Below are 13,388 nucleotides of genomic sequence, written 5' to 3'. Positions count from 1 at the left end.
TCTGAAAGCACCTATCGTACAATGGTAACGTTACCTGATAATAGTTCGCAGCCGGTATTAAGGTTAATAATGTAATAGTAAACCCCGCCAGGTAAGAAACGGCCATTTTGCTTGCCCGTAAAAGGAGTAGCGTAATTTTTAGATTCAAATACCTTTTGGCCATCACGTGTAAATACCTGCACCACCGAACCGGGGAATTTCTGTAAACCGTCTATCTTCCAAAAATCATTCACGCCATCATTATTGGGCGAAAATGCGTTGGGGAAGGTTACATCAACCAATATTACTTCTACATGCACTTTGGTACGTGCGCTTTCGCAGCTACCTATGCTGTAGGATACGTAATAATCGCTTGTTTGGTTAACTTGTACGGTAAAGTTGCCCGTTTTGTTTGTTTGCAGCGCCTCTGTTGTGGTTTGGTTGGCGTACAAGTGGTAATTGCCCGCAACTTTATTGGTAACACTTAAAGTAACCCTGTCAGGGTTGCAAATGCGTTTATCTTTAAGTACCGGTGCATTGGGTATGTACATGTTATTATCAACCACTATTGAACTGGTAAACAATGGTGTTGCACACGGGGTTGCATCGGTTACTGTAAGATGATAGCTGCCCTTGCCAAGACCGGTTAACGAAGCCGTATTTGCCTCTATATATTCGTGCGTTGTTTCATTGGTCCATTTGTAAGTATAGGGTGGTACGCCACCTGTAACTTCAATACCGCTTATCCGGCCCAGGTTCTGGTCGCACTCATCAGGCGATGCAACCGGGTTGTTGGTATCGGCAAATGCCAATAATGGTGTTTTAACTACCTCAAAAGGGCCCATTATTGATGTACATCCGTAGATGTCTGTAAATATCGCTTTATACTTACCCGGTGCAAGGTTGTTGATCTGATTGCCAAAGCCACCAATGGGCTGGTCATTTTCGGTTAACCAGGAAACTGAAGTAGGGTAGTTGGTGTCGCTAAATGACAACAAAATGCTACCATTATCTAATCCGCAGGTTGTTGGGGTAGCTTTTTGAGCAAAAATGAAGGTTTGTGGCGGTATAACGTTAACGGTAAAATAGGCATCCCGTTCACAAATATATACCTGGCCATCAATAGTAACCGTACGTTTTGCATGCAGGCGGTAGGTGCCCGCTGCTAAATTGGTGCGGTTTGAATAGTTGTTCATGGTAGTTGGCATGGGGTTGCCGTTAGGGTCATACCATTGCACTTCATCAACATTACTGCTTACCTGTACGCCTGTAATAGCCCCGTTAGCGCTATTACAGGTAATATGAGTTACAAAGCCGCCGCTTATAGTAATAGAGTTTACCTCGGGTACAAAAAAGCTTACCCCGGGTTTAGTATAAGGGCTGCACTGGCTTTGATCGGCAACTTCTAAGGTATACCAACCGCTCACCACACCGGTAAGGTCTTTAGAAGTACCAACTACTACACCTGCCGAGTTGCGCCATTTATAAGTAATTGGGCCTATACCCTGGTAATAGGTTACCCCGGTTACCGAGCCATTTTGCTCGCCGCAGCGTGCAGGTGTACGCAGTGCAGTGCTCTCATCATAGTCGGGACCCGGTTTTGGGGTGATGGTGAATGCGGTTGAGGTTACTGAACAACCCGCGTCATCTTTAATGGTAAGGGTATAGGTGCCGGCAGGTACGATGCCGCTTTTTTCAGTCGATTTTATTTCGCCTGCCGCATTTTTCCACTCAAAGGTTACATTGCCTGTACCGCCCTGGTAGTTTACATTAACCGGGAAGAATTTTTGACGACACTCCGGTATAGGCTGTAATACATTCTGGATCTTTATACGATTATCTTTTATCTCAAACAGTTTAACCGTTTTCTGGCATCCACCGGGGTACTGTACAGTTAACTGGTATAGGCCCGGCTGCAGGTTAGCCAGGTTTTTGGTATTGCCTTTATCGGTAAGTGAACCATCCTGTTCCTTTTTATCCCAATGAAACTCAAGCCCGGTATAGGCCGGCGTTATAGTAATGCTGCCATTGTAAGCACAAGTAAGGTGCTTTATTACTATATCGTTATCAGGTATCTCTAACGATGAAAAGGGCGAAGTGTTGCCGTTTGCATCAGTAGCGGTGGCAATAACCGGGCTGCTTATTGGGTTATTGTAAACCCACTCGCCTTGGGCATTAGAATTTACGGTGGTGATATAGGTTTTGCCCTGGCAATTGGTAAAGCCGCAGGCATCGGCATAAAATAATTCAATTTTGGAGTTGGGCGTTGCCGTGCCCGAAACTTTATTTGAGCCAAAGTTTAATACCTTAACAAATGGCACCTGGTAGTAAAGTGTAGATATGCTTATGCCGTAATCCTTATTACAAAACATGCTGTTACGGGTTATCAGCATGTGAAGATCATTGATACCCTCAATACCATAAGTGTTATAGGCTATAATGTTTGCCGCCGCCGCAGCAGTGCCGCCAATACTGCCCGAAGAGCTTGCCCCGATGCGGATACCCTCGCCGTTTCCAAGATCGCCGGTGCCTGCTTTGTTGGTGCCTATTTTATTACCTTCTATAATAAACTGGCCGTTATCAATATATATACCTACATAGCGCTGGCCCGATACCAGGTTGTCTTTTATTTTGGTTGATAAGCCGCCGCTGTTTGAGCCGCTAAGGTATATGCCATAAGTTTGGATAAATGCACTTAACTGGAATAAAGGGATATTTTTATAGTCTGCAGTGCCCGCAAAGTTGGTACCTATTTTATTGTTTTGAATAAGGATCTCATCAGTAGTAGCATTAAAGTAATAACTGCGCTGCACACTTACGTTATTTACGTTGGCCGATATAACGTTTCCCATATTGGCGTTTGGGCCACCTATAGTTGCACTTTTATCTAAATATAAATTAACGCCCCACATGTTGGTGTTGGCGGTAAAACCATCATCAAGCAAGCCTATGATATTGCTTTGGATGGTTATTTTATCGGCGCTGTTATAATTGTAATAATTAGAACTGCTGATACCATTAATATTTCCGCAGATAACGTTACCCTTGCCGGGGGCGCCAATGGTAACTGATGTTGCCGCGCCCCAGATAACAATACCCGAACCCTGGTTATTATTAGGGTTAGATACATTGGTTATTTTGGCAAAATTGCGGATATACAAACCATAGATCTCGATATCTTTTGCAATAACGTTATTATTATAAGCATCGCCGTAAATGTTTAGCGCATTGAACAGAACAGGAGAGTTTTCGGGCTCAATAGCTACCTTGGCATCAGAAACACCAAATACAGCACCTGGTTGCGTGGTGCCATCAATAGTTAAGTTTGATGTTAAAGCGGGTAGTTCTGTCTTAAGCCTGATAACACGGTCTGATACTAAACTGCCGGGCAAGTTAAAACGAATAATGTCTGGCGTTGCGGTACCATTTGCAGCTGCAAGCGTTAAAGCCTCGCGCAAAGTGCCGGGTCCTGCATCAGCATTGCTGGTAACAGTAAAGGTTGCTGCCTTACTTTTTAAGGCGATTAAACAACTGAAAACGAATAGAAAAATTAATCGGGTGCGCATTGTGATAAAAAAGGCGTACTAAGATACAATTTATCAATTAAATAACAGCTATTTTATCGGTTTATAGTTGCTTGTAAATTCAGTGTCACTTAGATATTACTTCATTGTTATTCAGCCCGCAAAATCCTACCTTTGCGGTAAATTTTAAAGGCATACCTTTTTCAATGAAGCTGAACATAAATTACCAGGAAAAATTCCAGGAAAGGCACATCGCACCGAACCAGGGCGACACCGAAAAAATGTTGAAAACAATTGGTGTAAACTCGCTTGACGAACTGATAGACCAGACCGTACCGGCGCAGATAAGGCTTAAAAATCCGTTGAATTTACCTGCCGCGAAAAGTGAGTTTGATTACCTGAATACGCTGAAACAAACCGCTTCAAAAAACAAGGTTTTTAAATCATACATAGGCCAGGGTTATTATGATGTAATTGTTCCGGGTGTTATCCAGCGTAATATTCTCGAAAATCCCGGATGGTACACCCAGTACACCCCGTACCAGGCAGAAATAGCGCAGGGCCGTTTACAGGCTTTGTTAAATTTCCAGACCATGGTTATTGACCTTACCGGTATGGAAATTGCCAATGCATCATTATTGGACGAAGGTACTGCGGCTGCCGAGGCGATGTTTATGCAATACACGCTTCGTAAAAACACAAAAGCCAATGTGTTTTTTGTGAGCGAGGAGTTGTTCCCTCAAACTATTGATATCCTTAAAACCCGCAGCGAGCCTTACGGTATTAAATTACAGGTAGGTGACCACCGCACGGTTGAACTTACCGAAGATATGTTCGGCGCCATAGTACAATACCCTGCGGGTGATGGCGAGGTTTATAACTATAAAGATTTTGCTACCGCACTGCACGAAAAAAACATCAAGTTAACCGTTGTTGCCGACTTGATGAGCCTGGTGCTTTTAACGCCGCCGGGCGAGTGGGGTGCCGATATCGTTGTGGGTACATCGCAACGTTTTGGCGTGCCAATGGGCTTTGGTGGGCCGCATGCTGCTTTCTTTGCAACTAAAGAAGAATACAAACGCTCTATCCCGGGCCGTATTATCGGTGTAACTATTGATAGCGCAGGCAATTATGCGTTGCGTATGGCGCTGCAAACCCGCGAGCAACACATCCGCAGGGATAAAGCAACATCAAATATTTGTACGGCTCAGGCGCTATTGGCTATCATGGCCGGTATGTATGCTGTGTACCATGGTCCGCAAGGTTTAAAATTGATTGCTCAGCGTATCCACGGCTTATCGGTATTGTTAGCCAACTCGCTTAACGAGTTAGGTTACCAGCAGCTGAACAAAGCTTACTTTGATACCGTGAAGTTTGACGTAGGTGAACTGGCCGGCCCAGTACATTCAGAAGCATTAAATAACGAGGTTAACTTGCACTACAATGGTTCGGTAATAACCATTTCTGTTGACGAAACTACCTCGGTTAAAGATATTGAGACCATTGTGCGTTTCTTCGCCAAAGTAAAAGGCAAAACACTGCACGATGCTAACTTTGATTCGCATAAAGACAACGTAGAAGGTGTTATCCCGTCAGAGCTGCAACGTACTTCTGATTACTTAACACATGCATTGTTCAACACGCACCACTCAGAGCACGAGATGTTGCGTTATATCAAATCATTAGAAGCAAAAGATCTTTCGCTTTGCCACTCTATGATCGCTTTAGGTTCATGTACCATGAAACTGAACGCAACTACAGAAATGGTACCGGTTACCTGGGCCGAGTTCAGCAAAATGCACCCCTTTGCACCAACCGACCAGGTAGGTGGCTACATGCAGGTGTTTGATGAACTGAACAAATGGCTGAGCGAGATCACCGGTTTTGCATCAATGAGCTTGCAGCCAAACGCAGGTGCGCAAGGCGAGTATGCAGGCTTAATGGTTATCCGTGCTTACCACATGGATAGGGGCGAAGGTCACCGTAACGTGGCGCTTATCCCTGCATCGGCACACGGTACCAACCCTGCATCTGCTGCTATGGCAGGTATGAAAATAGTGGTTGTTAAATGTGACGATAACGGTAACATAGACGTTGCTGATCTGAAGGCTAAAGCTGAACAGCACACCAACGACCTGTCATGTTTAATGGTTACTTACCCGTCAACTCACGGTGTGTTTGAAGAATCAATCATTGAGATATGTGAAGTGATCCATCAGCACGGTGGCCAGGTTTACATGGATGGCGCTAACATGAACGCACAGGTAGGCCTTACAAGTCCGGCTACTATTGGTGCCGATGTTTGTCACCTTAACCTGCATAAAACCTTCTGTATACCACACGGTGGTGGTGGCCCTGGTATGGGCCCTATTGGTGTGGCTAAACACCTGGTTCCTTATTTGCCGGGCCATGCCGTGGTTGATATTGATAACGGTAAAGCTATCCACGCGGTATCAGCAGCGCCATGGGGTTCAGCATCAATTTTGTTGATCTCTCACGCTTACATCGCTATGATGGGTGCCGATGGTTTAACTAATGCTACCCGTTACGCTATCCTGAATGCTAACTATATTAAATCTCGCCTGCAACACCACTACCCTGTGCTTTACACAGGTGCTAATGGCCGTTGTGCACACGAGATGATCCTGGATTGCCGTTCGTTTAAACCGTTCGGTATCGAGGTTACTGATATTGCTAAACGTTTGATGGACTACGGTTTCCACGCGCCAACAGTATCGTTCCCGGTTGCGGGTACGGTAATGGTTGAGCCAACCGAATCTGAGCCTAAGCACGAACTGGATCGTTTCTGCGACGCCATGATCGCTATCCGCCATGAAATTGACGATGTAGAAAAAGGTATATCAGATAAAGCAGATAACCCGCTTAAAAATGCACCGCACACTGCTGCCGTAATTACCGGCAACGAGTGGGAGCATGCATACACACGCCAAAAAGCAGCTTACCCGCTGCCTTACGTGGCACAATTTAAATTCTGGCCTTCTGTGGGCAGGGTTAATGATACTTACGGCGACCGTACGCTGATCTGTTCATGCCCGCCGCTTACCGATTATGAGTTTGAAGAAAGTGAAATAACCACGCCTGAATATGGTACGTGATTTTAAATGTGCAGTGCGCAGATAAATAATTAGATTAAGGCTCCTGAAAAGGAGCTTTTTTTGTTAGATAACAACATGAGTAATTTAATTGCAATGACCGGCAAAGAACGAAGAATTTTAATGGATGATGCAATTAAACTATCGTTATTCCATTTCTAAGAGCTGAAGGCTTCAAAGGCTCATACCCTCATTTTACGCGGATAAAAAGTGATCGTATCAACTTGCTGACATTTCAGTTTAGTATGTACTCATCCAGATTTGTGGTAGAGATAGCAAATTGCGGGGTTAAAGGAAATATCGTATTTGGGAAGCAGGTTGAACCTTCTAAAAGCAGGGTTCATTATCAGGGTAAACGCCTGAGAGTTGGCAGCATCAAACATAAAACCGATCATTGGTTCGAATTTGAAAAGAAACTTATATTCTCTGATATTTACAAAAAAAGGGCTAAGGAAATTATTACTCTTTGGCCCGAAGCTGAGAAATGGTGGGAAGAAAATCCTGCATGATAGTTTCATTCTCCGATCTGTTGCTGTCCTCTCAAACAATCTCAAATACCATCAACACACACGAAAAATATTTTTATCACTTAATGTAAGAGTTGTATTGTTTAATCGTTTTGTGGTTTGTTTATAACTTACAATTAAAAGCTATCGTTAGCCGATAGAAATAAAATAAATATTAAGAAGGGATTGGAGATGTGCAGCAACCTTTGTTATTTACGGACATTATCCCCCAAATAAAAAATCAATTTACAACTAAAAGGTTTAAAACCTTTTAAAACCTACTTACGTATAACAGATATATGAGCCCTAATAACGACAGCACCGTGAGTGTTTTATTGGTTGATGACGACGAAATAAACAACTTTATCTCGATAAAGCTGATTAAAAAAGCGTTGACCAATACCAGTATTATGGCCTGCCTTAACGGTAAGTTTGCGATAGATCAGTTGGTGGAGATACAGAAGAAAAACCCTGCCGATATGCCGGATTATATCCTGCTTGATATCAATATGCCTATCATGAACGGGTGGGAGTTTCTGGACGAGTACAAACGTTTAAATATAGATCCGCTTGGTAAAAGCAAGATCTACATTATCTCGTCATCTGTTTTCAGTAACGATATCAACAAAGCGCGTTCGTACCCGCTGGTGAAAGATTTCGTATCTAAACCGCTAAATGTTGAGAAAATAAAAGAGCTGTTTGGCGTAACCGCTCAATAAGGCGTTACCGAAAACTGTTCGCCGTTATAATTAACCGTACCAATAGCGGCGTTGCGGGCATGATAAAAGAGGCAGATATCCCCATCTGCCGCAGCCTTTTTACCATACTCAATTCGCAGGTCGGCAGAGCGCTGGCCATCATAATCATACTTAGCTACAAACTTTCTTATCAGTTGCTCTGGCTCCGGTAGTTCATCACCGCCAAAGAAAACTTTTTTGCCCTCAAACTCCATCCAGAAAACCTGATGGAATTTGCTGTGCCCTGCCGATAACTCATAACGAATGCCCGGCCTGTATTCGCCGTCGCCATCAACAAAATCAATAATGGCTTTTTGCTGCAGGGCCTCAAATATTTCTTTATGGTAGGATGATGATTTGCCTGTCAGTCCAAATTCAAACTCCTGGCGCTGTATCACATGGCGGGCTTGCGGAAAGCTTACTTCCAACTGGCCGTTACGCTCAACCACCAAACCACCCGAGTGGTCGTAATGCAGGTGCGACATCAAAACCAAAGTAACATCCTCTGGCTCGAAACCTGCATTGCGGATATTTTGATGAAGGATCAGCTCATCGCGGGTGTCTTTATAGCCCAGGCCGGCATCTAATACGATGAGATCAGCACCGGTTTTGATCAAAAAAGGGTTCACATGGATAAACAGGGAGCCGGGGCGGTCTTTACGGTTATCGGTCTCCGGGTTAAACGGAATAAACTTCTTAGTACTATCAACCGAATACGAGCCCTCGCTCAATGCAAAAAGTTCCATAGTGTGTTTCTTTGTGCAAATATACGTTTCAACCGCTAATGAGTTTGGCTTGCGCGGCTTAAATGACAATTAAGTGTAACGTAATGCATTTTGGTGCGTCTGTTTATTAGATGCTTTTAAAAGGAATAAATCCGGTAAGTGCCTGTTGTATATCTTGACTCACCCGGTCTACGCTACGCTGGACCACCCTCTCTTCGCTGCGCGAAAGGAAGGTAAAGGAGAAAGAAAAATTTCCCCCTCTTTACGCTTGCGTAGAGAGGGGTGACGAGCGCCAGCGATGTCGGGGTGAGTTAATCTGCGAGCGATTGAGCTGATCGATTGGAGAGCTTTTTAAAGTATTAGTTCACCCATTATCACAATCCCCTAAAAGTTTTTTTATAAATAATTTGGATGTACGAAATTTATCGTATATATTTGTACGAAGAAATTCGTAAATACGATAGAGATGGATTTGAAACCGACAGAAAGCGAACTTGAAATATTGCAGATCATCTGGAGAAGAGGGCAGTGCAGCGTGCGCGATGTGCATGATGAATTGGCGCAAAGCAAAGATGCGGGTTACACCACAACGCTTAAGCTGATGCAGATTATGCACGATAAAGGTTTGGTAGAGCGCGATACCACAGCCAAAACGCATTTGTACAAAGCACTCATCACCCGCGAGCAGGCACAGCAAGGCGCACTGGATAAGATCCTCTCAACCGTTTTTAAAGGCTCCACTGCTGATCTGGTGATACAAGCCCTTGGCCAGCACCGCGCCTCAAAAGACGAGATAGATGCTATTAAGAATTTCCTTGATGGGTTTGAGAGTAAGTGATTAGAGATTGGTGATCAGAGATTAGGTAACAGTTTAGAATTAGGTTTTAGAGTTTAGTATTTAGAATTTAAGACAATGCAAAACATCCTTTATAACATTAGCCAGGTATTGGGTATCACCATAGTGCATTCGCTTTGGCAGGGATTATTGGTGTACTTTTTATTAAAGCTTACGCTAACGTTGTTTAACGCGAGGCTTAATTCGGCCGAGAAATATTTGGTGTCTATAGCTGCTTTATCGGCCATTAGCCTTTGGTTTGCTGTTACACTTATTAATGAGGTGCAGGCCTATAACTGGCTCAACAAACCCAGCACACTGGCCAACATGCCGCTGCTGATGGAGCTGCCTAAAACTTTCAGAAACGTAAACGCCGATACCCTGCGGTACTATTATAATATACAGAGCTATATGCCATACATCGCAGCAGTGTATGTTATCGGTTTATTGCTGAATGTATTTAAGGTAGTATTTGCGCATCGCCGTATTAAAGCTATCAAACGCAGCATGAGTTTAGGCGTACAGCTGCAATCGCAGATTGCGAGGTTTGCAGCGAAATTCGAGATCACAAAAAAAGTACAGGTTGGCTTTAGTGCCCTGGTTGATGTGCCCTGCATTGCGGGTTACATAAAACCGGTGATATTGCTGCCCGTAACACTTTCTACATACCTGGAAGCCGACGAGATAGAGGCTATCCTTTTACACGAGCTTGCACATATTAAACGTAACGATTACCTGGTAAACCTGCTGCAGCAAGTTGTAACCACGTTGTTGTTCTTTAATCCCTGTGTATTGTTGATCAACAAAATAATTGGCGAAGAACGCGAGAACGCATGTGACGACATGGTAGTAAACGCAACCGCTACGCCGGTTATATACGCAAAAGCTTTGTTTAAGCTTGAACAAAGCCGTCAAAACCAGTTACAGTTAGCGCTGGCGGTAACAGGTAAAAAGTACCATTTGTTAAACCGAATTGAACGTATCATGAAAACTAAAAAACAAATCCCAAGCATAAGGCCCACATTGGTTGCCATGCTTATATTAACCTTAAGTGTTTGCAGTTTCGCACTTTTAAAACCAGAAATTGCACAGGGTAAAGTATCCGTAAAAGCTATTATCCCGGCTATTAAAACCATTATTGCTGCCGATACCGTGCCGGCGAAACAGGTTGCCAAAGCTAATAAGCAGGTAACTAAAGCTAATAAACAGGTAATAAAAGCCAAACTGGCAGCAGAGAAGGCATACAGAAACGATACCTACATTGGTGGTGTGCGTTACAACGGTTTTAAAGATGCGGAACTGGACAGACTAAGCAAAGAGGTTGAGAAACACGGCAAAGCAATGAGCGCTTATTATGAAAGCCCAGAGTTTAAGGCCAATGCCGCCGAGATGGAGAAAATGGGTAAAGAAATAAGCGCCTATTACGAAAGTGACGCCGTTAAACAAGCTACCAAAGCGCAGGAACTTGCTGCTAAAGACTATGAAGCAACTTGGGCGGTGAAAGGGAAAGACCTGGAGAAGCTTGGCAAGCAAATGGGCGAGATGGGCGATAAAATGGGTAAGTATTACGACTCCAAAGAGTTTAAAGAAATGAACGCTCGCATTGCAAAAAAATACAATGTAGATGTAAATGCCCCGCACAATTTTGACGATAAAAGCGATCCTAATTTCCGCAAATATCAGGATGAGTTAGACCAGAATATCCCTGCTGATGTGAAAGCATTAAATGGACAGATGAAAGAACTGGGCACACAAATGCGTGCTATCTCTCAAAACCCCGACGCTATCAAACAACGCGAAGCCATGCGTGCCGCAGGCGAGAACATGCGCCAGGCTTACGGTAACAAAGAGATAAAAGCTACCCAGGAGAAAATGCGTAAACTGGGCGAGCAGATGCGTGCTTACAGCAAAGATCCGAAGATGCAGAAGGAAAAGGATGCAATGCACGAAGCGTCAAGAAAAATGCGCGCCTACATGGAAAGCCCTGAGTTTAAAAAGAAATTGGCCGATTACCGTGCCGCGCACCCTGATTATGGCTGGACTGAAAAAGACCTGAAGGAAACTCCAGAACGCCCGGAACAACCCGAGAAAGCAGAACAGCCTGAGCAACCGGAACCAGCGGAGCAAAATTGATATTAGTGATCAGAGATTGGTTGAATAGAGATTAGGGATTGCACAATGGTGGAAAAATAACCACTCACTTAATTAACACAATCAACCACTCAATCAAATTTACCAATAAAATTAGTAATTTAGTGTCCTCATAAAAGGGGACACTTTTTTTATGCTTCAAAGGCTAACCATTCAAAACTACGCGCTGATAGATAACCTGGAGATCAATTTTGATAAAGGGTTAAATATATTAACGGGAGAGACCGGTGCCGGTAAATCCATTATTTTGGGTGCGCTGTCGCTGATCTTGGGCCAGCGGGCAGAGAGTCGTTACTTTTTTAATCAGCAAAAGAAATGTGTGATAGAGGGCGCTTTCACTATTGAGGGTTTCCATTTAGCAGATTTTTTCGAGGAGAACGATCTCGATCACGAAAGTGAGACCGTGCTTCGCCGCGAGATCTCTGCCGATGGTAAATCGCGCGCCTTTGTGAATGATACACCTGTTAACCTTAACACCCTTAAACAACTTGGCGAAAAGTTGATAGATATCCACTCACAGCATGCTACCCGCGAAATTAACGACCCCGAGTTTCAACTCCTGGTTGTGGATGGCGTTGCCGGTCATGAGAGTTTATTGGGAGATTATCGCATAAAATACCGTGCGTACAAAAAGTCGCTGAGCCAGTTGCAGCAACTGATAGAAGATAACGACAAAGCCAAAGCCGACCTTGATTATTACCAATTTCAGTTTGATGAACTGGAGAAAGCCGCACTGGTAGCTGATGAGCAGGAAGGCCTGGAAAAAGAACTGGCTACCCTTAACAATGCCGAAGAAATAAAACGCAACCTGCTTGGTGCAAATTACCTGATGCAGGATAGCGAAGCCTCGGCAACAAGTCAGTTAAAAGAGGCCGGCCAGCAGTTGGGTGGTATTGAAAAATATAACACTGAGGTAGAAGCACTGAATGAGCGCTTGAAAAGCACCCTCATTGAGCTAAAAGATATTGCTGCCGAGATAGAGACCATAGAGCAACGCACCTTTACCGATGAAGCCCGAGCCGAAGAGGTGAACACGCGTTTGAGCCTCATCTACAACCTGCAAAAGAAGCATCGCGTTAGCAATAACCAGGAACTGTTAGATATACAAAATGACTTGTCTGACAAGATCCAGCAGGCTGTATTTGGCGATGAAGCGGTTGAGAAACTACAGCAACAAATAAACGCTGCCAAACAAGAACTGCAGCAACTGGCTGAAACCTTATCTGCCAACCGAAAAAAAGCCATCCCTGTTATACAGGAGAAAGTATTGGCAACCCTTGCTGAAATGGGTATGGGTAACTCGGCGCTGGAGATAGAAGAAGCCCCCCAACCCCCTAAAGGGGGAGCAGAAGTGGAGTTGGGCCCGAATGGCATCGATACCATCCGCTTTATGTTCTCGGCTAATAAGGGACATGCACTGGCAGATATGAGCAAAGTGGCATCGGGTGGAGAGTTGAGCCGTTTGATGCTCAGCATAAAATCTATCATTGCAGAATACACTGCCTTGCCTACCATTATTTTTGATGAGATAGACACCGGTGTAAGCGGCGAGGTAGCCAACAAGGTAGGTTTGGTAATGGAGCGCTTATCGCAAAACCTGCAGGTAATTACCATTACGCACTTACCGCAAATTGCGGGCAAAGGCAGCAGTCATTACTTTGTTTACAAGGATAACAGCAGCGATATTACGCAAACCCGCATCAAGAAACTCAGCAATGACGAACGCGTAACCGAAATAGCCAAGATGCTAAGCGGCGATAATCCCGGCGAGAGTGCGCTGCAAAATGCGAGAGAGTTGTTGGCTTTGTAAAACACAAT

The 13,388-nt window shown here is 44.1% G+C and carries 8 protein-coding genes; 6 read left to right on the top strand and 2 right to left on the bottom strand.

From position 1 onward, the window contains the following. Window positions 1–11: 11 nt before the first annotated feature. On the bottom strand, window positions 12–3,545 hold the full coding sequence (locus tag D0C36_RS09955; protein ID WP_117391483.1) for a gliding motility-associated C-terminal domain-containing protein: 3,534 nt from the start codon (window positions 3,543–3,545) through the stop codon (window positions 12–14). Window positions 3,546–3,709: 164 nt separating this feature from the next. Here D0C36_RS09955 and gcvP point away from each other — a divergent pair, with 164 nt between their 5' ends. The 3 genes from gcvP to D0C36_RS09940 all read left to right on the top strand — a co-directional run bounded on the left by gcvP (window position 3,710) and on the right by D0C36_RS09940 (window position 7,841). Further along, window positions 3,710–6,619 (top strand): aminomethyl-transferring glycine dehydrogenase, encoded by a 2,910-nt coding sequence (gene gcvP / locus D0C36_RS09950; RefSeq protein ID WP_117392720.1) that lies wholly within the window; start codon window positions 3,710–3,712, stop codon window positions 6,617–6,619. Window positions 6,620–6,759: 140 nt separating this feature from the next. After that, entirely contained in the window at window positions 6,760–7,125 is a 366-nt protein-coding gene (locus tag D0C36_RS09945) for a DUF4304 domain-containing protein (RefSeq protein ID WP_117391482.1), read from the top strand. 296 nt (window positions 7,126–7,421) lie between these two features. After that, entirely contained in the window at window positions 7,422–7,841 is a 420-nt protein-coding gene (locus D0C36_RS09940) for a response regulator (protein WP_117391481.1), read from the top strand. Here D0C36_RS09940 and D0C36_RS09935 read toward each other — a convergent pair. After that, window positions 7,835–8,605 (bottom strand): MBL fold metallo-hydrolase, encoded by a 771-nt coding sequence (locus D0C36_RS09935; protein ID WP_117391480.1) that lies wholly within the window; start codon window positions 8,603–8,605, stop codon window positions 7,835–7,837. The two genes, D0C36_RS09940 and D0C36_RS09935, sit on opposite strands and share 7 nt — an antisense overlap. A gap of 445 nt (window positions 8,606–9,050) precedes the next feature. On the opposite strand from D0C36_RS09935, the gene D0C36_RS09930 reads away from it, so the two are divergent. The 3 genes from D0C36_RS09930 to recN all read left to right on the top strand — a co-directional run bounded on the left by D0C36_RS09930 (window position 9,051) and on the right by recN (window position 13,380). Next, window positions 9,051–9,422 carry a BlaI/MecI/CopY family transcriptional regulator gene (locus tag D0C36_RS09930; protein ID WP_117391479.1) on the top strand — a complete coding sequence of 124 codons (372 nt, stop codon included), beginning with the start codon at window positions 9,051–9,053 and terminating at the stop codon, window positions 9,420–9,422. A gap of 75 nt (window positions 9,423–9,497) precedes the next feature. Next, on the top strand, window positions 9,498–11,552 hold the full coding sequence (locus tag D0C36_RS09925) for a M56 family metallopeptidase (protein WP_117391478.1): 2,055 nt from the start codon (window positions 9,498–9,500) through the stop codon (window positions 11,550–11,552). Window positions 11,553–11,703: 151 nt separating this feature from the next. Next, entirely contained in the window at window positions 11,704–13,380 is a 1,677-nt protein-coding gene (recN, locus tag D0C36_RS09920; protein WP_117391477.1) for a DNA repair protein RecN, read from the top strand. Window positions 13,381–13,388 lie beyond the last annotated feature (8 nt).

Origin of the sequence: Mucilaginibacter conchicola (genome assembly GCF_003432115.1) — a bacterium.
Lineage (GTDB): Bacteria > Bacteroidota > Bacteroidia > Sphingobacteriales > Sphingobacteriaceae > Mucilaginibacter > Mucilaginibacter conchicola.
This window is presented reverse-complemented; position numbering and strand designations above follow the sequence as displayed.

Excerpts from the sequence above, each read along its gene's own strand:
- D0C36_RS09955 (WP_117391483.1), bottom strand. The coding sequence starts at position 3,545 with ATGCGCACCCGATTAATTTTTCTATTCGTTTTCAGTTGTTTAATCGCC.
- gcvP (WP_117392720.1), top strand. The coding sequence starts at position 3,710 with ATGAAGCTGAACATAAATTACCAGGAAAAATTCCAGGAAAGGCACATC.
- D0C36_RS09940 (WP_117391481.1), top strand. The coding sequence starts at position 7,422 with ATGAGCCCTAATAACGACAGCACCGTGAGTGTTTTATTGGTTGATGAC.
- D0C36_RS09935 (WP_117391480.1), bottom strand. The coding sequence starts at position 8,605 with ATGGAACTTTTTGCATTGAGCGAGGGCTCGTATTCGGTTGATAGTACT.
- D0C36_RS09930 (WP_117391479.1), top strand. The coding sequence starts at position 9,051 with ATGGATTTGAAACCGACAGAAAGCGAACTTGAAATATTGCAGATCATC.
- D0C36_RS09925 (WP_117391478.1), top strand. The coding sequence starts at position 9,498 with ATGCAAAACATCCTTTATAACATTAGCCAGGTATTGGGTATCACCATA.
- recN (WP_117391477.1), top strand. The coding sequence starts at position 11,704 with ATGCTTCAAAGGCTAACCATTCAAAACTACGCGCTGATAGATAACCTG.